A 25000-nucleotide genomic window follows, 5' to 3' on the forward strand; every position below is an offset into this window, starting at 1 on the left:
AATGCTTTCAAAATTTATGGGGGTGTGCAAATGAACTTCAGCCAGCTCGAATTATTACGGCTACTCGATGAAACCAAGTTCAATCTGTCCAAGGCGGGAGAAAAACTCGGCATCGTCCAGTCCGCGGCCAGCCGGCAGATTCAGTTGCTGGAAGAGGAGTTCGGTAGCCCGGTATTGTTGCGGGCCGGCAAAAAAATTACCGGATTCACGCCACTGGGCGCGCGGATAATGGCGGAAATAGAACACATCGATTTGGCGCGGCGCAACATGCAGACCATCGCCAAGGATTATCGGGATAACCGTAACGGTACCTTGCATATTGCAACCACCCACACCCAGGCCAAATATTTGTTGCCGAACCCGATTCGCAATTTTCGTCTGCAATATCCCGGCATCAAGATTTACATGGTGCAGTCGTCGCCCGGCGAAATCATCGACTTGCTGCATCATCACAAAGCCGATATCGCCATTTGCACCGAAAAGCTGGATGCCGACGACAGATTGGTGATCACCCCTTGTTACGACTGGCACCACGTCGCCATCGTGCCCAAGAACCATCCTCTGACAATGAGCGGGATCAGTCTGGAACGGCTGGCTTCATTTCCGCTGTTAACCTATTCTCCGGGTTACACGGGGCGCTCCAATATTGAAAAGGCCTTTAAAAGCGCGGGACTGAATCTGGACGTCATGCTGTCCGCCGCGGACTCCGATGTCATCAAAACCTACGTGCGGCTGGGTTTGGGAGTCGGCATCATTGCCAGCACTTCGTATGAGCCGGGCAACGACAGCGACCTGCAGGCGGTGGATTTATCCCAGCATATTCCGCGCTCCAGAACCAAAGTCGCCTATTTGAAAGAACTTTACCTGCCGTCATATTTGAAATATTTCATCGGCGAATTGTTGACTCAAAGCAATCAAACCGTTACCAAGAGCTAGCGAGGTGTTCGGCCTCGCTCCATGGAAGTGTGCCTGGGTCATCGCCAAACCAAGCACGGCAGTCATTGCGGGTGGCAGGCTTGCAAATAGGTGTTGTTATTCTTTTGGCTCAGTTGTCCGCCGCCGCGGCCTTTCAATTCGGCATGTATGCCGGCGACGATAGACAGGGCAATTTCTTCCGGTGTTTCCGCGCCTATGTCGAGGCCGAGTGGGCCGTGAACCCGCTCGGATAAATACTCGCTGCTAGTCCCCAGGCTTTGCAGCAAGCGTTCCCTCCGCTGAGTCGGCCCCAATAAACCGATATACGGAATTTTCGTGTCGGCAAGCGCCGCTAAATATCGGCGGTCGTGGTCGAGATTGTGGGTCATCACCACGACGACGCTGAAATGGTTTAAATCCAGATGGGTTCCCAAGGTTTGCGGTTGCGCGTGCAGCAACAGGTCGGCCTGAGGAAAACGGGTGTCGGTCAGATAAGCCGGCCGGTGGTCGGCCACGCTGACCCGCCAGCCCAGAGCCTTGGCACAGCGCACCAGCGGCTTGGCGTCGTCGCCTGCGCCGAGTACCAGCAGGTGAGTGGGCGGTTGCAGTGGGTCGTAAAACACCCGAAACTCATGCCCTCCTATGCTATGCAATTCGAATAGCGGTTTTTGCGGTAGCGTCGCCAACGAGAATGGCCAGGGTTGCAACTTATCGGCCACCGGCAGAAACAGGCTATGGCCCGCCGCAAAATCCGGATGCGCCGATTCGGTGATGGTGACCAAGTTGCCGGGTTGTCGCGCCTCGGCCGCCTCGGCGATCAGATTCAAGGGGCTGAAATCGTCAGCCGCCGTCAATAACTGCAGAAATATCCTGACCGCGCCGTTACAGCCCAGACCCAGTCCCCATACCGCATCGTCCGGCGAACGCATGTCGTAAAACACTGTCTTGGTGTCGCCGCTGTCGAATACCGAGCGGGCATGCTCGATGAGATCCCGCTCGAAACAGCCGCCTCCCAATAAGCCGGTCAATTCACCGTCCAGGTCGATCAACATGCGGGCGCCGGCTTTTTGGTACGTGGAACCGAAGGTTTCGACGATGGTGGCCAGCACCACGGGTTCCGGGCACTGGCGCAAATGCCGGTAGGCGGATAGCAGATGGTGGAGCCTTGACACGCTAGCTCCAGCTCAAATCGGTACGCGACAGCGGCAGTTGCCGCACCCGGATGCCGGTGGCGGCGTAAATGGCGTTGCAGACGGCCGGCGCCAGCGGCGGCAAGGCCGGCTCGCCCAAGCCGGTAACTGGAAAATCGGTTTTCAGAAAATGCACGTCGATTCGGGTCGGCGCATCGGCGATGCGTATCATCGGGTAATCGCCGAAATTGCTCTGCACGATGCGGCCCTTGTCTATATCCAGTTCCTGGAACATCAGCGCGCCCAGACCGTCGATCACCGAGCCTTGCACCTGATTTTCAGCCCCGCTGAGGTTGACGATTTGCGCGCCGATGTCGGTCGACACCACCACCCGATCAACCTTCAGTTTGCCGTCCGGCGACACGGTTACTTCCGCCACCTGGGCGATATAGCCGCGGTGGCTGAAATGAAAGGCGATGCCCTGGCCCTGGCCGCGCGGATAGGTTTTTTTACCCCACTCGGCTTTTTCCGCCACGTGTTGCAACACATGCTTCATGCGGTTGACGTCGTAGGGTATGCCCTGTTCGCCGCTACCGGGCAGAAAGCCCTGGTCGCCGAGAATCTCCATACGGAACTCGAGCGGATCGCGGCCGCCGGCATGCGCCAGTTCGTCTATGAAGCTGTGAAACACCCAGGCCAGCACATTGCTGCGCGGCGCCCGCCACGGCCCCATCGGAATGCCGCATGCCAGCGGGGTTTGCTCCAGCAGGCAGTTTTCCACCCAGCGGCCCGGAAACTCGTCGCCGGACAGGTTGGCACCGCTGCCGAGTTCCAGGCTGTTTTTGCCGTCCTTGAAAACCGGATGGGAAAAGGTGATGAAATGGTTGTGCCAGGCAATCAGTTTGCCCTGTTCGTTTAGACCGCCGCGCAGAAAATGAAAGCCCCCGGCCCGATATTGATCGTGCTGCAAGTCGTCTTCCCTGGTCCAGGTCAGTTTGACCGGCGCATCGATCCGCTGGGCGATGGCTACCGCCTCGATTAGATAGTCGGGAATCAGGCGGCGGCCGAATCCGCCGCCGCTACGGGTGATATGCAGAGTGATCTTTTCCTTGGGGATACCCAATGTTTCGGTGACGATCTTTTGTCCGGCTTCGGGGTTCTGAGTCGGAGCCCAGATTTCGACGCCGCCGTCTTTAAACCAAACCGTGGCGTTCTGAGGTTCTATGCTGGCATGTGAGATGAACGGGTATTGATAGGCCGCTTCAACGGCTTTGGCGGCGGTTTTTAAGGCGGCGTCGGTGTCGCCGTCCTTGCGCAATACTTCGGCGCCGACCTGTTTGGATAAGGCTTGGGCTTGGCGGGAAAAATCAGCCCAGCTTTGCTCGGCCACCTTGCCTTCATCCCATACTATTCTAAGTTGCTGGCGGGCGCGGAATGCCGCCCAACTGGAGTCGGCGACAATGGCGACTCCAGGCAACAAGCCTTTCAGATTCTCGGTGCCGTCGATGGAGAAGGCATCGACGATGCCGGGCAGGGCCTTGATTTCGTCCAGATTGGCGCTGACCACCTTGCCGCCGAAAGCGGGTGATTTTACGTAAGTGGCATATCTTAGGCCGGGCAATTGCACGTCTATGCCGAACAAGGGCTTGCCGGTGACGATGGCGGGATTATCCACGCCGCCGATGCGGGTGCCGAGTAGTTTGAAGTCCTTAGGGTCTTTCAGCTTGACCTCGCCGGGGGGCGGCAAGGGCAGGCCGGCTGCGGTAGTCGTCAGCTCGCCGAAGCTCAATTTGCGGCCGCTGGCCGGGTCGTGCACGGCGCTGTCGCGTGCTTGCAAGTTGTCAGCCGGCACTTGCCAGATTTGTGCCGCGGCCTGAATCAGCAGATTACGGGCGGTAGCGCCCAGTCTATGGAATTCTTCGTAATTGGTCGGTGTCGAGCGCGAGCCGCCGGCGCTCTGGCTACCGTAAACGGGATCCAGATCACCTTGCACGATCACCACATCGCGCCAGTCCACTTCCAGTTCTTCGGCAATCACCATGGGCAGCGAGGTCTTGATGCCCTGGCCGATTTCCGGCTGCTTGCTGATCAAGGTCACCGTGCCGTCGGGAGCAATGCGGATGAAGGCGTTGGGTTTGAATTCGACGGAATCGGCGGCCTCATCTGGCTTGGCTATCCAGTGCTTGAATGTGTCGGTTTGAGTGACATATACACCCAACACCAAACCGCCGCCCAGCAGGGCGGAATTACGGATGAAGGCGCGGCGCGAAGGGTTTTGCGGAGCGGGGTTATTCATGCTGTCTCCCGGGCGGCGGCGATTTCGGCGGCGCGATGGATGCCGGCGCGGATGCGCAAATAGGTGCCGCAGCGGCACAGATTACCTTCCAGTTCGGCATCGATTTCCTGATCCGAAGGTCGGGGCGATTTTTTCAACAATGCCGCGGCGGTCATGATCTGTCCGGCCTGGCAGTAACCGCATTGCGGCACATCCAGTTCCCGCCAAGCTATTTGCAAGGGATGCTCGCCGTTGGCGGACAGGCCTTCTATGGTGGTGATTTTGCGCTGGCCGATGTCGCTGACAGGCGTGATGCAGGCCCGGGTGGGTTCGCCGTCCAGATGCACGGTACAGGCACCGCACTGGCCGATGCCGCAACCGAACTTGCTGCCGACCAGTTGCAAATGGTCCCGCAACACCCATAGCAAAGGGGTGTCGCCGGCGATGTCTATTGAGCGGGTTTCGCCGTTAACACTCAAAGTAAATTGGCTCATGATAATGAATGGTTGAGGAGAAAAAACGTCGGCCGCCGGCTTGGAGCTGTAATAGCAATAAAAGGATGCGGCGGCCTTGTGCTAAAGCCAAAATCGTATGCAGATTTCGTACCGGTCAGGATGGAGGCCCGGATTTCAGTGGCCGGTGTAATGGGAAAGCGTTGGCCGCCAGACGCATGGCCGGCCGCACTGTTGAATGCGGAGCAGTCGTTGCGGATGAGCTGTTGCCATGACAACAGCTTGTTGCGGTCTGTTTTCTTTTGATGGATTTGCTAGCTGTATTGTGCCGAAAAAATATTTGTAAAGTATGTAACAAATATGTAGAGTAATTTCATGGATTGGATTTTACTCATTATCAGTTTGCCCACTGAAAACACCTCGTTACGCATGCGTGTATGGCGCGGCCTTAAAGCGGCGGGTGCCGCTGTGTTGCGCGATGGGGTGTATTTATTGCCGCGGCGCTCGCCGTGCCGGGAGATCCTGGCCGGTATCGCGCAAGACATAGTCAAGGTTGGCGGTTCGGCGCGGATACTGACAGTCGAGGAACCAGTTGATGTCAATTTCAGAAGTTTGTTTGAGCGTGGCGCCGATTTTGCCGTCCTGGTCGAAGAAGTCGCGTTGCTCAGGCAAAGCCTGTCTGCCAACCATGCCGGCGATGCGCAAAAACAATGCCGAAAACTGCGTAAGCAATTTGCCCAATTGCAGGCCATCGATTTTTTTCCCGGTCAGGCGCAAGCGCAAGCAGAGCGGGCCTTGTCGCTACTGGAACGTGATATTGCCAGGGCTTTGTCGGCGGATGAGCCGCAAGCAATGGACGTCGATATTCTCCAGTTGGAAATCGCCGACTACCAAGGCCGGCGCTGGGCTACGCGCCGCCGCCCCAAGGTAGACCGGCTGGCCAGCGCCTGGTTGATCCGGCGTTTTATCGATTCGGGCGCGGTATTTCTGTGGCTGGAATCCCCGGCGGATTGCCCGGCGGACGCCATCGGTTTCGATTTCGACGGCGCTGCTTTTAGTCACGTTGGCGCGTTAGTCAGTTTTGAGGTGTTGCTGGCCAGTTTTGCGATTGAGCAACCGGCTTTGCAGCGCATCGGCGGCTTGGTGCATTTTTTGGATGTCGGCGGCATACAGCCCGCCGAAGCCATTGGCGTGGAAAGCGTGCTCAATGGTTTGCTTGGCAGTGTCGGCGACGACGACGCACTGCTGAATTTGGCGAGTGCTGTGTTCGACGGTTTGTACACGGCCTTTAAAACTCAGATTACTGGAGACAATCGCGTATGAATGCCAAGCAAGCACAATCTGCCCCACCTGCACCCAGTTTTCGTCAGGCCCTGTTGTTTTGGTTAAAGCTGGGTTTTATCAGTTTTGGCGGTCCGGCCGGACAGATTGCCATCATGCATCAGGAATTGGTGGAGAGGCGGCGTTGGATCAGCGAGCGGCGGTTTTTGCATGCCTTGAATTACTGCATGTTGCTGCCGGGGCCGGAGGCGCAGCAGTTGGCTACTTATATTGGCTGGTTGTTGCATAAAACCGCCGGCGGCATCGTTGCCGGCAGCCTGTTTTTTCTGCCTTCCTTATTCATGCTGATCGGTTTAGGCTGGCTGTATATGGTTTATGGTGACTTGCCGGTGGTTGCGGGTTTGTTATACGGCGTCAAACCCGCAGTGACGGCTATTGTGCTGTTCGCCGCATTCCGCATCGGTTCGCGGGCGTTGAAAAACCGCTGGCTATGGATGATGGCGGCAGCGGCATTTCTAGCGATATTTCTGTTACGGGCACCGTTTCCGCTGATCGTGCTGGTTGCGGCGTTGGTGGGCGCGGCCGGCGGCAAACTGGCGCCGCGTGTGTTTGCCTTGGGCGGCGGCCATGGCGCGGGGGCAACCCATTACGGTTCGGCTGTGATCGACGATGAAACCCCCGTACCCGGTCATGCCTATTTTAGTTGGCCTCGCTTGAGTAGGCTGCTGTTGATTGGTTTGCTGCTGTGGGGCGGGGTGTTGGGCGCGCTATGCGCGCGGTTCGGCTGGCAAGGCGCCTTGACGCAGATGGGCTGGTTTTTCAGCAAGGCCGCGCTGCTGACCATAGGCGGGGCTTATGCGGTGCTGCCCTATGTTTACCAGGGCGCGGTCGAACATTATCACTGGCTTAGCCCTCAACAAATGATGGATGGTCTGGCGCTGGGCGAGACCACGCCGGGGCCGTTGATCATGGTGGTGACTTTTGTCGGCTTCGTGGCGGGCTGGGGGCAGGCGGTGGGCAGCGAGAATTTGTTTTTGGCCGGTACGCTGGCGGCCGTGCTGGTGACCTATTTCACCTTTCTGCCCAGCTTTTTATTTATTCTGATCGGCGGGCCGCTGGTGGAAAGCACTCACGGCAAGCTGGGTTTTACCGCGCCCTTGACCGGGGTTACCGCCGCCGTGGTGGGGGTTATCGTCAATCTGGCGGTATTTTTCGCCTACCACGCCTTATGGCCGGAAGGGCTGGCGGGCCGCTTCGATATGTTCTCGGCCGTTTTGAGTGTCGCCGCGTTTCTGGCCTTATTTCGTTTCAAAATCGGGGTTATTCCCGTCATCGCCATATCCGGCCTGTGCGGCTGGTTGTGGCTGTTTGTTCAGCCGTGGTTCATTTAAAGGAGTAAGTCTATGAGTAACGATACTACACGTCGCGATTTTTTAAGCGTGGCCGCCGCCGGCGCCGCCTTATCGATACTTACGCCGCAAGCGGCAATGGCCGCGGAAGCGGCTGATAGCGATCTGATGGTTTTACCCGGCGCCTTTGCCGCCGAACATGTCCCTCAACCCTTGAGTTTCGATCCGGCCAAACTCAATGGCTTGTCGGAAAAGCTGATCCGTTCGCATTGGGAGAACAACTACGGCGGTTCGGTCAAGGCCTTGAATGCAGTCAAGCAAAAACTCGCTGTGTTTTTGGAGGACAGTGCGCTGCCGGCTTATCTTTACAACGACCTGAAGCGCGAACATCTGCTGCGTACCGGCTCGGTGGTGTTGCATGAGTTGTACTTTGGCAATCTGGGCAGCAAAGGTGTGCCGGATGTGGCTTTACGCAAAGCCATCGGCGCGGCGTTTGGCTCGTTTGAAACCTGGGAGAAAGAGTTTCGTCGCATCGGCGCCGGACTGGGAGGCGGTTCGGGTTGGGTGACGCTGGGGCTGAATCTGCACAGCGGTAGGTTGGAAAATTACTGGCATGGCGATCATGCCCATGCTCCGGCCGCCGCGCTGCCGTTGCTGGTACTGGATATGTACGAGCATTCGTATCAAATGGACTACGGCGCGGCGGCCGGGAGCTATCTGGACGCATTTTTCCGCAATATCGATTGGGAAACGGTGGCCTTGCGGCTGGAAAAAGCGCTGAAAATAGTTGCCTTGGCCCGGCGGGCGGCATGATTTTGCATTATTAACCCGGCCCTTAAATACCCTGCATTCGTCATTCCCGCGAAGGCGGGAATCCATGGCATCCACTGGGCTCCCGCCTTCGCGGGAGCGACGATATTTATGGGCCGGGTTAATAACCGGTTTGTGCGGCTTTTTATCGGTCTAATGATGATGAAGGCTTGGCATCGCCCCGGCCCACGAAAGTGGCTCTCCATGGTGCGGTTGCTTGCCGGACAGGACGCCGTGAGTACATCCGTGTAAGTTCGTCGGCTGCATCTCTGCCGCCGACGCCTGTCCAGCAAGCAACCGCATCCCCGCACAATTTATTTCTTTCACGGCAAGTATTTTCCGCGCTGCTGATATTTCAGCAGCGCATCAACAGAATCTGCCTGTCCATCAGCATTTTCCACCTAATCAAATTCAGCGTTGTCATTTTAAACGGCGTTTTGAAATGTGGCATGTATATTGATTGTTAAACGGTTTGAGCAAGTCGAAATGCAACGATGCCGGCCCAACAAGGCCGTGCCATGCATGGTTTGTGCGCCCCAGCGCCGCACACCGAGCGTCTTGTAAATTGCCTCGGCGATTCGGCAAATCGTCGGATCAACCCTAACTGTTTAGATATTGGATTATGGCCAAACCCACTGTTACCCGCATGGCCCGCGCCCGCATTCCCACTGAATATGGCGAATTTCAACTCTGCTATTACGGCAACACCTCCGATAGTAAGGAACATCTGGCCTTTTATATGGGCGAGGTGGCCGGGGCGGAGAATGTGGTGGCGCGCATCCACTCGGAATGTTTTACCGGCGATGTGCTGGGTTCCAGGCGTTGCGACTGCGGCGAACAATTGGATCGCTCGCTGCAACTGATTGCCGGTCAGGGCACGGGCGTGTTGGTTTACCTGCGGCAGGAAGGCCGCGGCATAGGCCTGTTGGAGAAATTGAAGGCTTATAATTTGCAGGATCAAGGATACGATACGGTCGATGCCAATCTGTTGCTGGGCCATGGCGCGGACGAGCGGGACTATGCCTTGGCGGCGCGCATTCTGGAAGATCTGGGCGTGAAGTCGGTGCGTTTATTGACCAATAACCCGCTGAAGATCAGCAGTCTGCAAGCCGAAGGTATACGGGTTGATGCGCGTTTTCCGTTGGAAGCCGGAGTCCATTCCGACAACGAAGGCTATTTGTTGACCAAGGCCCGGCGCATGGATCACCTGTTGCGGATTGAACCGTCGGAAATCTCGTCAAAGTTTAACCGTCTCCATGATCTTGAATCAGCGGATTGAAGCCTGGCTGGCGGCCCAAAGGCCAGTAGCGGAGTCCGCCAAACGGCCGTTTGTGACGCTGAGTTACGCGCAAGGTTGGGATGGCAGCATCACTACCCGCGCCGGCGAATCGCTGGGCTTGAGCGGGGCCGAATCGCTGCGTTTGACCCATCAGTTGCGCAGCCTGCACGACGGTATCCTGGTTGGTATCGGCACGGTGCTGACGGACGACCCGCAGTTGACGGTACGCGAATGGCCGGGAGCCAACCCGCAACCCATCGTACTGGACAGCCGATTGCGCATGCCGCCCACGGCACGGCTGTGTCAGCGCGCCGACAAGACCTGTTGGGTGCTGACCCGCTTAAAGGCAACCGGCGGGTTTGACGGCAAGGCCGACATCATTACGCTGGAGGCCGACGCCGAAGGCCGGGTTAATTTGCGGGAGGCATTGAGTCTGTTGTGGCAAAAGGGCATTCGTACTCTGATGGTGGAAGGCGGCAGTCATGTGATTACCGCGTTTTTGAAAGCCCAGCTGGCCGATGCGCTGGTGCTGACCATTGCACCAACTCTGGTGGGTGGCTACAAGGGTGTCGGCAATCTGGAGATCGGCTGCAAGAGCCGCCTGCCGCAAATACGTCCTTTGTATTCGCAGATGTTGGGTGACGATTTGATAATGTGGGGCAATCTGCGCTATCTGGAGCAGACGGACTGGTGAGGTCTCGACAACTTTGGTTTAGCGAACCGTACCGGGTCGAAATTCGCGAAACGCCGCTACGGGAGCCGGCGGAAAATGAATTGCTGGTCCAAAGCGAGTGCTCCGCCATCAGTGCCGGCACGGAAATGCTGGTCTATCGCGGTCAGCTGCCCACCGATATTTCGCTGGATGCCTCTCTGGCATCCTTGCAAGGAGCGGCGACTTATCCCCTGCAATATGGTTATGCCTGCGTGGGCCGGGTCAAACGGCTCGGCGCCGCCGTGGATGCCGGCTGGCTGCACAAGCGGGTATTTTCGTTTCAGCCGCACGCCAGCCATTTTATTGCAGCGCCGGACCAACTGCTAACCGTGCCGGACGATATCGAGCCGGAAGCGGCGGTGTTTTTGGCCAACATGGAAACGGCGGTCAATTTGGTGCTGGACGGCAACCCGGCGTTGGGCGAAAAGGCGCTGGTGCTGGGGCAGGGCGTAGTTGGCCTGTTGTTGTCCGGCGTGTTGGCGCGCTTTCCGTTGGCAAAGCTATATGCCCTGGATGGCTTGGCCGAACGCCGCGCCAGTGCGCTGCGTTTGGGCGTGTCGCAAGCCTTCGATCCGGCCAACGAGACTCAAATCGCATCATTGAAACAAGCATTGCGGTTGCCGGTGCAATTGCCGGCCACGGCGGGTTCCGGCGCCGATTTGGTCTACGAAGTCAGCGGCGCGCCCGAGGCCTTGAATCTGGCCATCGATTTATGCGCCTACTCGGGGCGCATCGTCATCGGCAGTTGGTACGGCGGCAAGGCCGGTGCCGTGCGGTTGGGTGGAGCGGCGCACCGTCACCGGATTCAATTCATCGGCAGTCAGGTCAGCACGATTGCGCCGGCATTGAGCGGACGCTGGGATAAGCAGCGGCGCTTCGATTTAGCCTGGGACATGATTCGCGCCCTGAGGCCCCGGCGCTTGATCAGTCACCGGGCAGTCCTGGGGCAGGCCGGCAATATTTATCGGTTATTGGATCGTACGCCGGAGCAGGCTCTGCAAGCCATTTTCATTTATTAAGCAAGGGAAACAAAGTGTATAGTGTAGCCGTCAGCCGGGACTTCATTGCCAACCATTTTCTAATCGGCGGCGACTGGGGCAGTGAAAATTTTCCGCACGCCCATCATTACGTCGCCGAAGTGCGTATCGAAGCCGAACAACTGGATCGGCACGGCTATCTGGTCGACATCGTCGCCATCGAAGCCGCGCTGGACGCCATCGTTGCTGATTTTCGCGATCAGTTGCTCAACGATAAACCGGAGTTCGCCGGCCTCAATCCCAGCATCGAACATTTCAGCCGCATTATCGCGGAAAAATTGTTGGCCGCCATAGCGCCGCCCGGCACGGGTTCCTTACGGGTAAAGCTGTGGGAGAATGCCAACTGCTGGGCCGCCTACCGCAAGGCATTTTGAAGGGCCGACGGCCGATGCGGATTGGTTTGCTGATGGTTGGCGACTTGGAGTCCATCAGCGGTGGTTATCTGTACAACCGTAAATTGCTGGCCTATTTGCAACGCATGGGCGATGAAGTGGTTGTGATCAGTCTGCCTCGGCGGGCTTATTGGCGCCAGCTGGCGGATAACTTCGGCAACGCCTGTCTGCAACGCATCGCCGCCGCCAACCTTGACATATTGATCGAGGATGCCATGGCGCACCCCGCCCTGTTTCTGCTGAACCGGCGTATCAACATCCCCGTACTTACGTTGGTGCATCTGTTGACTAGCTTCGAGCGCCACGCCTGCTACGGCGGCTGGCTCTACCGCATCGTCGAACGCCGCTATCTGAAATCCGTCTCGGGCATCATCGCCAACAGCCAAACCACGCTGGCGCAGGCGCGCCAATTGTTGGACGGGAGGCTGCCGCCGCATTGCGTTGCCGTGCCGGCGGGCGACAACTTTCCGGACGCAATGCCGGATGTCGAATGCATTCGCCGGCGTGCGTTGAAGCCGGGGCCGTTAAACATTTTGCTGGTCGGCAATGTCATCCACCGCAAGGGATTGCATGTGCTGATCCAGGCTTTGATGCAGCTTGCCCCCGAGGATTTTCGGCTGACGGTCGCCGGACGCCTGGACATGGAGCCGGGCTATGTGGCCTACATTGAAAACCTTATTCGGGCTTCTGGGCTACGGGGGCGCGTCAGCCTGAAGGGTGTCGTGCGTGGCCGGATTCTCGCCGACCTGTATGAACAACATGATCTAATGGTACTGCCGTCCGCTTACGAAAGCTTCGGTATCGTCTATGTGGAGGCGCAGCAATTCGGTTTGCCGGTCATCGGTACCACGGCCGGAGCCGCCAGGGAGATTATCCGGCACGGTGACAATGGCTATCTGGTTGAGCCGGCGGATGCGGATGGACTTGCGGATCACTTGCAAACGCTGCAGCGGGATAGGCAACTGTTACTGGTAATGAGCGAAAATGCGCTGGCGGCCTATCCCGCTTATGCTTGCTGGGATGATAGTTGCCGGGTCATTCGGCAATACCTATTGGGCTACGGCCGACGAGAGGACGATGGGGCATAATTTGGACCCGCGCAATGTCGGGGAAAGCTTGAGCTGGGGCTTGATAGCCGGCCGAGGTGCGAGATTGGGGCAATCGGATCTTGCCAGCCCGAAACGGTCGGCGTCGAACCACTTGGTATTGCTCAGCCATAAATCCTGATAGTCAACGCCCAGTGGGCGGTTGATGATAACGGTTTTGCGTAATTGAGCATCCATGAACACCATGCGGTTGTGCGGGCCGATTTTGGCGGCCATGTGCTGTTGAAACGCCGGGCTTTGCAATATTTTCGGCGCCCGCAGCAGCAGGGGGCTCAAGTAATCGTTCACCATATGCCAGCTATCGGAGCGGCCGGGCAGGCGGCAATGAATGTCCAGCGTGCCGTTATGCGCCATGTAAATCGATTCGGTGACGCGAAACGGGTGTGTGTTGGCGCGGGTGATGTTGCCGCGGGTGCATAAACGCAGATGTATCACGCATTCGTATTTGGCCACCTGCAAATAGGCGCGGCGCAATTCGTCGAAGTGCGTCGCATGGTGTCTGTGCACGCTGATTTTTTGCGGGCCGCTGAATGCCATCAGACCATAGCCGTGCGGATTGAATTGACTGGCTGAATGCAGCAGATCCAGATCGACGTGAACGCCTTTGGGTTTATGGATGATCAGACACATAGGTTTGCATGGCTAATGGGTAGGGGATTTCGCAAGGGTGGGCCGCTGCCGGCCCACCCGCTTTGTTTAATCCGCGGCAAAACAATAAAAGTAACCGTTACCGCCGGTGCTGACCAGGTTTTCCTGGCTGCAGCCCCTGCTGTCGTGGGTGGAGTTCCAGGACACGTTGCCGCCGGTTCTGCCGCCGTTGGTGCGGTCTGAATGGCCTACCCGGACGCTGCCTTCGCCGCTGCTGGTGTAATTTTTACAGGTATGGTCGGCGGCATCGGTGTAGGCCCTGCCGTCCGGCTGGGATCCGGTGATGATGTCGTGCTGGTTGGGTGTGTCGCCAACGCCGTTGATGGGCGTGCCTTTTTCGGTCAGCGTGGTTTTTTTATGAACGTTGTTGCCGAGTTGGCCCAGTTCCACGGTGTCGCCGTGCAGATGGGCCAGGTCATTGGCGATGATGGTGCCGGCGGCATTGGCCCATGGTCCTTTACCGATGCGGTCGCGCGCGTTGACGGCGGGCTGGCTGCCATCGGCCTGGGTGCTCAGATAGGCCTTCCAGTTTCGGCTTCCCGCGCCAACCTCGCCAGCCAGTTTTTGGCAATGGGCGTCGGCGCCCGCCAAGCCACCCAGATCGGCACCCTTGCCGCTGCCGCTGCTGGTGACGAAAAAGCCCAGCGGGGGCTTGGGTGCGTCGGCGGGTGGTTGTTGCGCGAAGGCGGCGTTGGCGCTCAAAACGAGCAGGCCGGCAACAAAACGGTTTTTTTTCATTCTTCTTCTCTCTTCTTGTGTATTAGCAAAAGGTATTGAGCCAAGCTCCGAATAAAGTCTTTTGCAGGTATCGTGCCGAATGAAATTCTCAAGGAATATAAAGATTTAAACTGTGAGTTGATCGCTAACTGCTGTTGCACGGTCAGTGCGTGTTGATAGGCTGTTTGCATGGATACATTTGCCGGAGCCGTGGGTCATTGCTTTACCCTTACCGTCTTTGCAACAGCCGCAGACAGATGAATCCCGACAGCAATAGAACCGCATCCCGCAAGCGCATCAACGCAATCAGTCCCATGGCAGCCTCCAGGGGCAGGTTGAGAGTGTGAAAGCCCCAGAACAGCGCGGCTTCCAGCGAGCCGACGCCGCCCGGTAGCGGCAGCAGAAAGGACAGGCGCATGGAGACAAAAATCAGCAGAAAGGCGGAAAAATCGGTTTCCAAGCCGAAAAAGCTCAGCAACAACCACAATTCGGCGATGAGTCCGGCCCATCCATACAGGGATAGCATAAATGCCTGCAGCAGCACCCGCTTTTGCCTCGCTACGGCTTGTTTCAGCTCGGTAGTCAGTTGCTGCCAGTGTGCCTGACTGTTTTGCAGGCGAGGATGATGCTGCCACTGTCTGGTCAGGCGGTTTAGCCAAGCCAAAATTCGCTGCGGCTGTTGCAACATCAGGCGGCCAAACAGGGACAACGCCAGTAACACAAATGCCAGGATCGATAAAATAGACCGCCAGTCGCCGGCATTACCTGCCGGCGATGCCAGTAGCAGCACGGCCAGCAGCAATACGCTGAAATTGATCCATAACTCGTAAAATCTGTCCAGGCCCAAAGCCAGCAAGCTGCGGTGCAGCGGTGCTTGGCGGCCGCGATGCAACCAGTAAATCTGCAAGGGTTCGCCGCCGAATTGCGGGCCGGGGGTGATGAAGCTCACCGCCTGACCGGCCTGGCGTATCAACAGTAATTCGCTGAAATTTATCGGCAATTTAAGCATGTCGGTCAGCAGTTGCCAGCGTTGGGTGGACAGCGAAATGATGCTCAGATTCAGTGCTGTCCAGCCCAGCCATTGCCCGGACGACAGGCTGCTTATGCTGTTGCCGATAGCGGCAAGCGGCAGGTGGCCGAGCACCCCGCCCGCCAGCAGCAGTGCCGTCAGCCACAGTGACAGCGGTAAGCTTTTAAGCCAGGACATCAGGCGCCGTCATAACGTTGAATCCAGTCCTCGCCCCATGGCTGCAAACTGAAGCGGCCGGTGCCGAGCAACAATAACCAGCTGCTGGCGAAAACCAGCACAATCACGGATGCGGGGATGGTGGAGGCGTGGAAGTACTGGTCCAACAGGAACAGCAGGATCAGCGCGCCCAGTCTGCCGGCAATGCCGAGCAGTATCAAGCCCGTCATGCCGGCCAACAGCCATGGTTGGCCGGTGCTCAGCCACGGATGTTCGCTGTCCGTTAGCAATAGCAAAATCGCCAAAATTATCCGCAAGCCTGGTTGCAATAGGCGCTCACTGTATAGGCCGCAGTTGTTATAGGTTTGTAGCCGCATGCTGCCGCAAATTACCAGCCAGTCCATCACAAAGCCGAACAGTACAGGCAGCATGAAGGCCGTGCCGGCGATTCTGGTGAAGGCCGGGTCGCTAAACGGCAACAGCGCCACGGCGATGAAAGCCATCTGAAATCCGGCCAGGGCGCGGCGTAAAGAGTTGGGCGGCGGGGCGTAAATCGGCAGGCCACGAGTTCGGCGGCGTAGCAGAGCCCATTGGTAGACATAATACGCCGCGCTCAGCAGCAGATAAGATGCGTGTAATTTTCCCTGGCCGATTGCCAGCAGCGGCGCGACTACCAGTCCCAGGGCGTCGAAGCTGATATCCAGTTCATTGCCCAGCAGGCTGACTTGTTTGCCGCGGCGGGCCGCGTAGCCATCGGCGCGATCGAGCAGGGCTGCCAGGGCGTAGAGCAAGGCCGGCGGCCAGACAGGCAGATCGATGAACAAAAAGCCGCCGGTCAGCGCAATCAGACCGCCGCGCAGAAGGGTCAGGCGGTTGCCCCAGCCCAGGCTGTTGTATAGCGGGGTATCTGCGGCGGCTCTGTTCTGACTGAGCCTTTTTCCAGCGAATCGGCAGACGAATCCCCATAACAATCCGGCTTGCAGCAGCCATTGTCCGGCGGTTAACCAGTCGGCCTTACAGGTAGCGATTGAAAAGCCGAGCAATAAAAATACGGTTCCGATGGAGGTCAGGATTTGTAATTCCTGCTTCAGGGAGCGGAGGGCAATATCTTGGTTTGAGGGCATGACCATGGATTACGGGATTGAAATGCTGGCTAAATTACAGCATGAGTTGTGCCAGTTTTCGTTTGTTGTTTCGCCCAGTCGATAGGCTTGGTGGGCGGTTGGGGTGAGATTCAAACCGAGGGGCTTTTAATAGGTAACGCCACCCTAAGCTCGTTTTGCCGGGGTGGCGGAATTAGTGAAAAGTAGTCTATTGATTTTTAAAGCGATTTTTCTATTGTGTGCGTCACACGTCATACCCGATTTTGCCGCAAATAAGGAGAAATTCCGGATTTTGCGCCACTAATACTGAAAACGTTCGCACCCTTTATTATGGTGGAGCGAGTTCGGCCAAAAGTGGACAGATGGTTTTTATGGCGAAGGTCTGCTGATTGATCTACAGCCGCCAGCCGTAACCCCAAAAAGGTGCGACCACCTATAGGTTGTGCCGAGCCATGCGAGGCGCAACGATCGCGAACGGTGCGCCTGACGGCAGCACCCTATAGTCAGCGCACCTTATGGCCTTGGAGAAAAATTCCTGCTCTGGCTGTTCGCATTCAACAAGACGGAAAGTCGGCAACGCTTATGGATTCCGATGCTGCTTTGAGTTTGGAAAATGGAATCTTAACGATAAAAGAAATCTCCAAGTGGGTGGGAAATGAAAAACAAGTTGGATGTATGAGCGATGATGGTGTTTTAAACAATTATTTGAAGTTAAAAAAATAGACCAAAATTAACAAAGGAAATGATATGTTAAGGGCCGTAGGGCGGATAAGCGAAGCGTCATCCGCCGATAAAACCGTCAATTTTCCGGTTCACCCACTTCCAACAATGGCAAGTCCAACCCCGCCCAATTTAACGGATAAATATCCATCTTGACCAAGCGATGAAAACTTGAATATGGCCAATCCTTAACTGTGACTGCCCAACCATGCTTGACCGGGTTGTAATGGATGTAATCCATATGTGCCACATAGTCGGCATCATCGATAATGGTATGTTCCCAAAATCGACGTTGCCATATTCCGCGCTCGTGGCGTTTTATTCGGATTGCTGAACGATATTCGGTTTTAGGTATCGCTTTCGAGAAGGCTTTTTTTATCGCTCGCCATCGGTTGGAATATTGATCGTCGCCGGCCGGTAATGTCCAAATCGCATGCATATGATCAGGCAAAACCACCCAAGCATCGATATGAAATGGCTGCTTTTCCCGGATCACTCGCACCGCTTCCCGTAACGCTGCAATATGCTCGATTAACAGCATCGATTTTCGTTCGAGCAAGTTAACGGTGAAAAAATAGGTGCCGCCAGGAATGCGATTGCGTCGATAATTTGGCATGAAAGGAGTTTAACCGATTTGGCGGATGACGCTACGCTTATCCGCCCTACAGCCAGCTTGAAATATTGACCCCACTACTGGGATTAATTGCCTGCTGTAAAGGCTAGACCAGTCGTTCACCAGAAACTGGTGTCTGACTCTTTCGGGTCGATTGTGTTGAAAAAGGCGCTTTTGCGGAGAAAGCACTTTTTATGTCCGCGCAGTTGCACACCTGTTTCCCCTTCAGGCCATAATTACTAAGTCCAATCGGTTTTTTATCGGTTTTTCAATAAACTGGCACGCTTTTCACTTTTTGTATCACCCGACATGTTTAGTAGTTGGGTCTGGGCCCGACAGCCGGCGGCACACGAAGTTCGAGCGCTAGGATGGCGCGTATGGGCCGATCGCCACATTTCCGCTTACTTCCAAATGACATGAGTGGAGTATTCGCGGGGCAGCCATGCCGCGCCGCCCTCTGCTGGCAGTTTCCGTTAAAAGCCTTCGGTGCTGGGCACGGCAAAAGGGAATAAAACCAAGCCTTCGGTTTTTTCGCGATTAAGCGATCTTCCGCCTCGGTTTGAATCCTACACCCCGACGCTTGCATTCCGCCTGGCATCAAGGCTTTTTATTGGTAACATGCGCGGCCAATTTAACCGTTAAACCCACCCGGGGCTCTGCATGCAAGGAAAACATAGGACAGTCAAGGACTGCCGGAGACGGCGGGCGGCCATTGGGCTGAATGTTTTTGCGCTGGTTTCGGTTTATTGGCTCTTGATCGTTCCCAATCGCATCGGCTTGCTGGAGCCGGCGGCTTTTGCGGTGTTTTCGCTGGAAGCCGTTTTACTGGGGCTGCTTTTGCTGTTGCCGGGTTCGGCGGGGCGGCTGATGCGTGCGCTGGCCGCAACGCTGCTGACGCTGGGGCTGTTGGTCAAAGCAGCCGACATGGCGACATATCAATTGTTCGGCCGGCCGTTCAATCCGCTGCTGGATGCGCGTTTTCCGGCCGATGGCCTGCAGCTTTTACGGGGTGCCATCGGCGGGATCGGAGCGTATCTGGCGGCGGCGCTTTTGCTGGTATTGGTGGTTGGTGTCGTATGGTTGATGCATGCCTTGCTGGGCCGGGTGCGGGCGCTGTTGCGGCAATCGCCCAAAGCATGCGGGGCCGGCTTGTCGCTGGGTCTTTTTGTCTGGGCCGCACTGGCGGCTGGCGGCTGGCCGGGCGCAGCCAAGCCGTTTTACGATCTGTTGGAGCGGCATGTCCGGCAAGTTTCGAGTAGCATGGCCGATCTGCGGCAATTTGCAGCCGTTGTCGAAACCGATCCTTATGCAAATGTGGCGGACGACGTACTGTTGTCCAAACTCAAGGGCAAGGATGTGCTGCTGGTGTTCATAGAATCCTATGGTAAGACCGTGCTGGAGCGGGCGGAATACGCCGCGCATCTGCGCCCCCTGCTGCAACAGAGTGGTGTTGAGCTTGCCGCTGGGGGTTTGCATGCCCGTAGCGCCTTTTTGACTTCGCCGACTTACGGCGGCATCAGCTGGCTGGCGCACGGCACCTTGCTGTCGGGCTTGTGGATCGATAGCCAGAGCCGCTACGACCGCCTGGTGATGAGCCGGCGTCCGTCTTTGAATCGGCTGTTTCGGCGGGCGGGCTGGCGTACCGTGGCGGTGCAGCCGGCGCATACCATGGACTGGCCGCAAGGCGAATACTTCGGCTACGACCAAATCTATGCCGCGCGGGATCTGGGCTATCAAGGCCTGCCGTTCAACTGGATTACCATGCCGGATCAATACACGTTATCGGCTTTACAGTTTTTGGAGCGCAAACCGGGCCGGCGCCAGCCACTGATGGCCGAGATCGCCTTGATCTCATCGCATGCGCCGTGGACGCCGTTGCCGCAACGGGTCGACTGGCGGCAGGTGGCCGACGGCGTTATCTTCAATGCGGCCAGGGAAGGGGATGAGCCTGAAGCGGTTTGGCAAAGCAGCGAGCGGATTCGCCTGCAATATAGAAAATCCATCGAATATGTGCTGGCCACTATCGTCTCCTATGTCAAAACCTACGGCGACGACAATCTGGTTGTGTTGGTATTGGGCGATCATCAACCGGCCGCGTTCGTGACCGGAGACTCGCCTAGCCACGATGTGCCGGTACATTTGCTTTGCCGCGACGTCAAGCTTATCGAGGCCGTGAAAAGCTGGGGTTGGTCGGAGGGCATGCTGCCGGCCGCCGATGCGCCGGTCTGGGGCATGCATGAAATGCGCGACCGTTTTATCGCCGCCTTTTCGGGGGCAGCCGAATTGCGTAATTGAATTCTGGTAATAGGCAAAAACTGTTGCTGTATCAGCAACCGTGTTGATTGCTTGTTGGCTGAGAGGCAGATATCGAGGCTGTGGCTTGGTTCGAGCGCTGGCGATGAGTCGAAAAACATCGCGATATGTCGCGCGAACGGCTAGGGTGAGGGAGTTGGAAAACTAAATCAATCGGTGCCCGCGTGTTGGCATCAAATTTGCTATTCAAACTGTAATCCCTAAACCGCAAAGCCGGTCGCCATACGTCCGACGTATCCGCCAGCCCCAGTCAACCGAAGCATCTTTCAAATCCAGCATGTGGATCGTCCAAATTGCCCTTCGCCGTCCGTATACCTTTGTGGTGGCGGCATTACTGATCATCCTGTCGGCGCCTTATGTGCTGAGGAAAATGCCGACCGATATTTTTCCGACTATCGACATACCGGTGGTGGCGATGCTGTGGCAGTACAACGGCATGAATGCGCAGGAAATCGCCGATCGCCTGACCAGTTCGGTCGAACGCTCTATGAACCTGATAGATGGCATCGAGCATAGCGAATCGTTGTCTTATGCCGGCGCTTCGGTGATCAAGGTGTTTTTTCATCCGGGTACCGATATCCGCACCGCCATTGCCCAAGTCATGGCCAGCAGCAATTCGGTCTACCGCTCGTTGCCGACCAACGTCACGCCTCCGCAGGTGATCCAGTATTCGGCCTCGGATCTACCGTTGGTGCAATTGGGCATTTCCAGCAGCATCGTGCCGGAAACCGATGTCAACGACTATACCAACAACATCGTGCGCAGCACGCTGCAGGCGAAAAGAGGCGTCGCGCAAACCAATCCGTTCGGCTCCAAAAGCCGGCAAATCACCGTGGACGTCGATCCCATGGCCTTGCTGGCGCGCGGCTTGGCGCCCAGCGATTTGTCCGATGCCCTGGGGGCGCAGAATCTGATTTTGCCCACCGGCACCATCAAGATAGGCAGCAACGAATACGATGTGACCTTGAACGGGGCCGTAGCGTCGATTCCGCGCCTGGGCGACATTCCGGTCAAATCCGCAAACGGCGTCACCACGCTGATCGGCGATGTGGCGCTAGTGCGCGACGGTGCGGCGCCGCAGACCACCATCGCCCGCCAGAACGGCGAACGCGGCATTTTGACTTCCATCTTCAAGATCGGCCGGATTTCCACCCTGGAGGTGGTGGATCATGTCAAGGAAGCCATTCCCAAAATGCTGGAGAAAATGCCGGAAGGCATCAACATGCGTTTGATGTTCGACCAGTCCTTGTTCGTCAAGGCCGCCATCGGCAATGTGCTGCACGAAGGCCTGATTGCCGCCGGCCTGACGGCGGCGATGATCCTGCTGTTCCTGGGCAACTGGCGCACCACCTGCATCATCGCGGTATCGATTCCGCTGGCGATACTCTGCTCCTTGTTGCTGCTGTATCTGCTGGGCGAAACCATCAATCTGATGACCATGGGCGGATTGGCGTTGGCGATAGGCATTCTGGTCGACGATGCCACCGTCGAAATCGAGAATATCGAGCGGCAGATGCTGTTGGGCAAAAAGCCCCAGCAGGCCATCCTGGATGGCGCGGCGGAAATCGCCATGCCGGCCTTCGTCTCCACCTTGTGCATTTGTATCGTGTTCCTGCCGATGTTTTTTTTGGCCGGGGTTGCCCGCAGTTTATTCGTGCCCATGGCCGAGGCCGTGGTGTTTGCCATGCTGGCCTCCTATCTGTTGTCGCGAACCTTGGTGCCGACTTTGGTGATGTACGTCATGGCCGGCCACCACGGCAAATTGCAAACGCCGTCCCGAAATGGCCGGGGACGCGGTTTACACGACTTGCACCTGGCTTTCGAGCGGGCGTTCGAGCGGTTTCGCGGCCATTATGTGGTGCTGACCAGTCATCTGCTCAAGCATAAACTGCGCTATGCGAGCCTGATGTTGGGATTTTGCCTGCTGTCGCTGGGTTTGGTGCCCTTGCTGGGGCAGGATTTGTTTCCGGCCGTGGATGCCGGCCAGATCAGACTGCATGTGCGAGCGCCGTCCGGAACCCGCATCGAGGAGATGCCGAAAAAAATAGACGAGGTGGAGGCCTTGATCCGCGAGCGGATTCCGGCCGGGGAATTGGAAGACATGCTCGACATCATCGGCGGCCCTTACAGTACCCGCAATACCCTGTTCGGTAACTCCGGTACCGTGGAATCGGCGGATACCGAGATCATGATTTCGTTGCGCGCCGAGCGGCATGCGCCCAGCGCCGATTACATCAAGACTTTGCGCGCCGAGTTGCCGCACCGTTTCCCCGATCTGGAATTCTTTTTTCAGCCCGCCGACCAGATCAGCCAGACCCTGAATTTTGGGGTGCCGGCACCCATCGATATTCAATTCATCGGCGGCAAGCCGGGCGATGTGCTGCCGCATGTTCAGGCTTTCCAGAACCGGATTCGGCAAATACCGGGCATCGTCGATGCCCATATCTATCAGCGCATCAGTCGGCCGGCCCTGCAGTTGGATATGAACCGGCGGCAACTGCAGCAACATGGCCTGTCGGCGCGCGATTTGGCGCAAAATTTGTTGTTGACCTTGAGCGGCAGCATGCAGACGGCGCCTTCGTACTGGTTGAACCCCGCCAATGGCAATACCGTCAATGTGGGCGTGATGGCCAATCCCTTGTATCTGGACAGCCTGGATGCTCTGCTGCGCACGCCGGTGGGCGGGGCGGGCGGCGCTGCGCCGCAACTGCTGGGTAATCTGGTGACGGTAACGCGCGGCGTCACCCCGGCCGCCGTCACGCATTACAATACCGATAATGTATTTAATGTCTACGCCAGCGTCGAAGGCCGCGACCTGGGTTCCGTCAGCCGCGAACTCGACCGACTGGTCGCCGAGATGCAGCCGGCGTTGCCGCGAGGCGTCGAGCTGGCCGTGCGCGGACAGATCGAAACCCTGCGCGGTTCGTTCGATGGCCTGAGCTCCGGCCTGGCGGTTGCCATTGTGTTGCTGTATCTGTTGCTGGTGATCAATTTTCAATCCTGGCTGGATCCCCTGATCATCGTCAGCGCGTTGCCGGCGGCGCTAGCCGGCATTGCCTGGACCTTGTTTTTGACCGGCACCACCTTGAGCATACCGGCTTTGACCGGCAGCATCATGGCCATGGGCGTGGTCACCGCCAACAGCATCTTGTTGGTTTCTTTCGCCCGCGGCCGCTTGAGCGAGGGTGTCACGCCGGCCATCGCAGCGCTGGAGGCAGCGTCCACCCGCTTGCGGCCGGTATTGATGACTGCTTTCGCGATGATAGTCGGCATGTTGCCCATGGCCTTGGGCTGGGGCGAGGGCGCCGAGCAGAATGCGCCGCTGGGCCGCGCCGTGATTGGCGGTTTGGCTTTCGCCACGGTTTCCACCTTGCTGTTTGTGCCCCTGGTCTTTGCCGGCGCGCACCGCTGGCTCGAGCATCGCCGTTCCCATGGCGTTTTCCTTGTAACCGAATAAAACCGCTACCTTATGACACATTATCCGCATCCTGAATTCTCCCTCACCTCCACTGCGCACCCCCAGCGTACCTTGCTGCTGGTAAAACGGCTGGCCTGGGCGCTGTTGTGTTTGCTGTTGCTGGCCGGCGGCGGGCGTCTGGCGATCAAGCAAAGCGAAGCAACCGGCTTACGGCAGGCCACGGCGGCCAGTCTGCAACGCAGCGTAATCGGAGTGCGCCCCAGGCTGGACGAAGGTACGCAAAAGATTGTGCTGCCGGCCAGTTTGCGCGGCTATACCGAAGCCAGTATCAATGCCCGCGGCAACGGTTATTTGAAGGCTTGGCACAAGAATATCGGCGACCACGTCAAAAAGGGCGAGTTGCTGGCGGAAATCGATGTGCCGGAACTGGAACAGGAATTGGCGCAGGCCCACGCCGCGGTAGCGCAGGTCAAGGCCAGGCTGGAGTTGGCACGCTCCACCTTGCAGCGTTGGTCGGTGTTAAATGATAGTGATGCGGCGGTGCAACAGGAGTTTGACGAAAAGCGTAGCGCCTTCCTGCAGGCGGAGGCGGATTTGGCGGCCGCCGAGGCCAACGTCAAGCGCTTGCAGAATATCGAGGGTTACCGGCGGATTACCGCGCCGTTTGCCGGCGTGATTACCCGGCGCGCGGTCGATGTCGGCAGCCTGATCACGGCAGGCGGCCAGGAACTATTCGCCTTGACCCAGACCGACCCGCTAAGGCTGGGCGTCTGGGTGCCGCAGGCTTACGCCGACGATGTCAAGTCCGGGCAGACGGTAACCTTGACCTTGACCGATAAGCCGAATAAGTCCATTACCACGCGCATCGAGCGGGTGGCCGGTGCTCTGGATCCCGTCAATCGCACCCGGCAGGCCGAGATCCTGCTTCCAAACAGCGGCGGGCAAATATTGCCCGGTGCCTATGCGGAGGTGACAATCAAGATCGAAAAGCATGGCGCGGCATTGGTGGTGCCGGTCAATGTGCTGGTGTTGGACAAGGATGGCGCCCGGGTCGTGGTGGTGGATGTGGAAAACAAGATTGCTTTCCGCCCGGTCAAACTGGGGCGGGATTTCGGCCGCGAGGTGGAAATTCTGGAAGGCATTGGAGCCGACGATGTATTGGTGGCGAGTCCGTCCGACTTGTTGGTGGAAGGCGAAACGGTGAGCGTGGTCGAGGTGAAAACCAAATCCGCCAGCAAGGAAAACGCCCCGGCAAAGGCCAAGGCGGGTTAAATCCTCGCCACTATTTAGCGCGAAGCACAACAGCCCCTCTCCAGCGGGAGAGGGCAGGGTGAGGAGAAATAAAGCAAAAGGCTTTATTTTGATTCCCTCATCCTAACCTTCTCCCAGCGGGAGAAGGGACTGCCTCCCATGCCGAGTAGTTACAATTAATTATCACTAACTAACGATCATGAAACCGATGCATCGCCCCGGCAAATGAAAGACAGTCTCGTAGGAGCGACGCATAGTCGCGATGATGGCCTTTTGAATCGCGACTATGCGTC

21 protein-coding genes are annotated in these 25000 nt (G+C 57.3%); 13 read left to right on the forward strand and 8 right to left on the reverse strand.

Annotated elements, in window-relative coordinates:
• On the forward strand, positions 1–936 hold a 936-nt coding region (locus NP590_RS18955), incomplete at its 5' end, for a LysR substrate-binding domain-containing protein (RefSeq protein WP_371927332.1).
• 62 nt (positions 937–998) lie between these two features.
• On the opposite strand, the gene NP590_RS18960 is transcribed toward NP590_RS18955, so the two are convergent.
• Genes NP590_RS18960 through NP590_RS18970 form a run of 3 tightly spaced genes read right to left on the reverse strand, consistent with a single transcriptional unit; the run spans position 999 to position 4814 of the window.
• The gene (locus NP590_RS18960) at positions 999–2087 is read right to left on the reverse strand and encodes an XdhC family protein (RefSeq protein WP_256604270.1); all 1089 of its coding nucleotides are present in this window, start codon (positions 2085–2087) and stop codon (positions 999–1001) included.
• Position 2088: 1 nt separating this feature from the next.
• On the reverse strand, positions 2089–4341 hold the full coding sequence (locus tag NP590_RS18965) for a xanthine dehydrogenase family protein molybdopterin-binding subunit (RefSeq protein ID WP_256604271.1): 2253 nt from the start codon (positions 4339–4341) through the stop codon (positions 2089–2091).
• The gene (locus NP590_RS18970) at positions 4338–4814 is read right to left on the reverse strand and encodes a (2Fe-2S)-binding protein (RefSeq protein WP_256604272.1); all 477 of its coding nucleotides are present in this window, start codon (positions 4812–4814) and stop codon (positions 4338–4340) included. Before NP590_RS18970 ends, NP590_RS18965 begins: the two co-directional genes overlap by 4 nt.
• Positions 4815–5147: 333 nt before the next feature.
• Here NP590_RS18970 and NP590_RS18975 point away from each other — a divergent pair, with 333 nt between their 5' ends.
• From NP590_RS18975 to NP590_RS20650, 8 genes are all read left to right on the forward strand, one after another.
• Entirely contained in the window at positions 5148–6095 is a 948-nt protein-coding gene (locus NP590_RS18975) for a chromate resistance protein ChrB domain-containing protein (RefSeq protein WP_256604273.1), read from the forward strand.
• The gene (gene chrA, locus NP590_RS18980) at positions 6092–7444 is read left to right on the forward strand and encodes a chromate efflux transporter (protein WP_256604274.1); all 1353 of its coding nucleotides are present in this window, start codon (positions 6092–6094) and stop codon (positions 7442–7444) included. The genes NP590_RS18975 and chrA overlap by 4 nt, the downstream gene beginning before the upstream one ends.
• A 12-nt stretch (positions 7445–7456) precedes the next feature.
• Positions 7457–8215, forward strand: a complete 759-nt coding sequence (locus NP590_RS18985) for a superoxide dismutase (RefSeq protein WP_256604275.1) — start codon at positions 7457–7459, stop codon at positions 8213–8215.
• 619 nt (positions 8216–8834) lie between these two features.
• Positions 8835–9491, forward strand: coding sequence for a GTP cyclohydrolase II (gene ribA, locus NP590_RS18990; protein ID WP_256604277.1), 657 nt, complete (start codon positions 8835–8837; stop codon positions 9489–9491).
• Positions 9469–10185, forward strand: coding sequence for a RibD family protein (locus NP590_RS18995; protein WP_256604279.1), 717 nt, complete (start codon positions 9469–9471; stop codon positions 10183–10185). The genes ribA and NP590_RS18995 overlap by 23 nt, the downstream gene beginning before the upstream one ends.
• Positions 10182–11222, forward strand: coding sequence for a zinc-binding dehydrogenase (locus NP590_RS19000; RefSeq protein WP_256604281.1), 1041 nt, complete (start codon positions 10182–10184; stop codon positions 11220–11222). The genes NP590_RS18995 and NP590_RS19000 overlap by 4 nt, the downstream gene beginning before the upstream one ends.
• A 14-nt stretch (positions 11223–11236) precedes the next feature.
• Positions 11237–11614 carry a 6-pyruvoyl trahydropterin synthase family protein gene (locus NP590_RS19005; RefSeq protein ID WP_256604283.1) on the forward strand — a complete coding sequence of 126 codons (378 nt, stop codon included), beginning with the start codon at positions 11237–11239 and terminating at the stop codon, positions 11612–11614.
• The gene (locus NP590_RS20650; RefSeq protein ID WP_256604284.1) at positions 11569–12720 is read left to right on the forward strand and encodes a glycosyltransferase family 4 protein; all 1152 of its coding nucleotides are present in this window, start codon (positions 11569–11571) and stop codon (positions 12718–12720) included. The genes NP590_RS19005 and NP590_RS20650 overlap by 46 nt, the downstream gene beginning before the upstream one ends.
• Here NP590_RS20650 and NP590_RS19015 read toward each other — a convergent pair.
• The 4 genes from NP590_RS19015 to NP590_RS19030 all read right to left on the reverse strand — a co-directional run bounded on the left by NP590_RS19015 (position 12682) and on the right by NP590_RS19030 (position 16413).
• Complete coding sequence (locus tag NP590_RS19015; RefSeq protein ID WP_256604285.1) at positions 12682–13368, reverse strand: class II glutamine amidotransferase; 687 nt, start codon at positions 13366–13368, stop codon at positions 12682–12684. The genes NP590_RS20650 and NP590_RS19015 overlap by 39 nt on opposite strands.
• Positions 13369–13434: 66 nt before the next feature.
• Positions 13435–14124 carry a lectin gene (locus tag NP590_RS19020; protein WP_256604286.1) on the reverse strand — a complete coding sequence of 230 codons (690 nt, stop codon included), beginning with the start codon at positions 14122–14124 and terminating at the stop codon, positions 13435–13437.
• A gap of 208 nt (positions 14125–14332) precedes the next feature.
• Positions 14333–15310: a lysylphosphatidylglycerol synthase transmembrane domain-containing protein gene (locus NP590_RS19025; RefSeq protein WP_256604287.1), complete on the reverse strand. Its 978-nt coding sequence runs from the start codon at positions 15308–15310 to the stop codon at positions 14333–14335.
• Positions 15310–16413 (reverse strand): CDP-alcohol phosphatidyltransferase family protein, encoded by a 1104-nt coding sequence (locus NP590_RS19030; protein WP_256604288.1) that lies wholly within the window; start codon positions 16411–16413, stop codon positions 15310–15312. Before NP590_RS19030 ends, NP590_RS19025 begins: the two co-directional genes overlap by 1 nt.
• A gap of 456 nt (positions 16414–16869) precedes the next feature.
• Here NP590_RS19030 and NP590_RS19035 point away from each other — a divergent pair, with 456 nt between their 5' ends.
• Positions 16870–17115 carry a hypothetical protein gene (locus tag NP590_RS19035; RefSeq protein ID WP_256604289.1) on the forward strand — a complete coding sequence of 82 codons (246 nt, stop codon included), beginning with the start codon at positions 16870–16872 and terminating at the stop codon, positions 17113–17115.
• A gap of 76 nt (positions 17116–17191) precedes the next feature.
• Here NP590_RS19035 and NP590_RS19040 read toward each other — a convergent pair whose 3' ends face one another.
• Positions 17192–17728: an REP-associated tyrosine transposase gene (locus NP590_RS19040; RefSeq protein ID WP_256604290.1), complete on the reverse strand. Its 537-nt coding sequence runs from the start codon at positions 17726–17728 to the stop codon at positions 17192–17194.
• Between the two features lie 750 nt (positions 17729–18478).
• Between NP590_RS19040 and NP590_RS19045 the strand changes: the two genes are divergently transcribed.
• From NP590_RS19045 to NP590_RS19055, 3 genes are all read left to right on the forward strand, one after another.
• Positions 18479–20020: a sulfatase-like hydrolase/transferase gene (locus tag NP590_RS19045; protein ID WP_256604291.1), complete on the forward strand. Its 1542-nt coding sequence runs from the start codon at positions 18479–18481 to the stop codon at positions 20018–20020.
• 295 nt (positions 20021–20315) lie between these two features.
• Entirely contained in the window at positions 20316–23495 is a 3180-nt protein-coding gene (locus tag NP590_RS19050) for an efflux RND transporter permease subunit (RefSeq protein ID WP_256604292.1), read from the forward strand.
• Positions 23496–23507: 12 nt separating this feature from the next.
• Complete coding sequence (locus tag NP590_RS19055) at positions 23508–24728, forward strand: efflux RND transporter periplasmic adaptor subunit (RefSeq protein WP_256604293.1); 1221 nt, start codon at positions 23508–23510, stop codon at positions 24726–24728.
• Positions 24729–25000 lie beyond the last annotated feature (272 nt).

This window comes from Methylomonas subterranea (assembly GCF_024505185.1).
GTDB lineage: Bacteria > Pseudomonadota > Gammaproteobacteria > Methylococcales > Methylomonadaceae > Methylomonas > Methylomonas subterranea.

Coding starts and splice junctions, on each gene's coding strand:
- NP590_RS18965 (WP_256604271.1), bottom strand. CDS start 4,341: ATGAATAACCCCGCTCCGCAAAACCCTTCGCGCCGCGCCTTCATCCGT.
- NP590_RS18970 (WP_256604272.1), bottom strand. CDS start 4,814: ATGAGCCAATTTACTTTGAGTGTTAACGGCGAAACCCGCTCAATAGAC.
- NP590_RS18975 (WP_256604273.1), top strand. CDS start 5,148: ATGGATTGGATTTTACTCATTATCAGTTTGCCCACTGAAAACACCTCG.
- chrA (WP_256604274.1), top strand. CDS start 6,092: ATGAATGCCAAGCAAGCACAATCTGCCCCACCTGCACCCAGTTTTCGT.
- NP590_RS18985 (WP_256604275.1), top strand. CDS start 7,457: ATGAGTAACGATACTACACGTCGCGATTTTTTAAGCGTGGCCGCCGCC.
- ribA (WP_256604277.1), top strand. CDS start 8,835: ATGGCCAAACCCACTGTTACCCGCATGGCCCGCGCCCGCATTCCCACT.
- NP590_RS18995 (WP_256604279.1), top strand. CDS start 9,469: ATGATCTTGAATCAGCGGATTGAAGCCTGGCTGGCGGCCCAAAGGCCA.
- NP590_RS19015 (WP_256604285.1), bottom strand. CDS start 13,368: ATGTGTCTGATCATCCATAAACCCAAAGGCGTTCACGTCGATCTGGAT.
- NP590_RS19020 (WP_256604286.1), bottom strand. CDS start 14,124: ATGAAAAAAAACCGTTTTGTTGCCGGCCTGCTCGTTTTGAGCGCCAAC.
- NP590_RS19025 (WP_256604287.1), bottom strand. CDS start 15,310: ATGTCCTGGCTTAAAAGCTTACCGCTGTCACTGTGGCTGACGGCACTG.
- NP590_RS19030 (WP_256604288.1), bottom strand. CDS start 16,413: ATGCCCTCAAACCAAGATATTGCCCTCCGCTCCCTGAAGCAGGAATTA.
- NP590_RS19040 (WP_256604290.1), bottom strand. CDS start 17,728: ATGCCAAATTATCGACGCAATCGCATTCCTGGCGGCACCTATTTTTTC.
- NP590_RS19050 (WP_256604292.1), top strand. CDS start 20,316: ATGTGGATCGTCCAAATTGCCCTTCGCCGTCCGTATACCTTTGTGGTG.
- NP590_RS19055 (WP_256604293.1), top strand. CDS start 23,508: ATGACACATTATCCGCATCCTGAATTCTCCCTCACCTCCACTGCGCAC.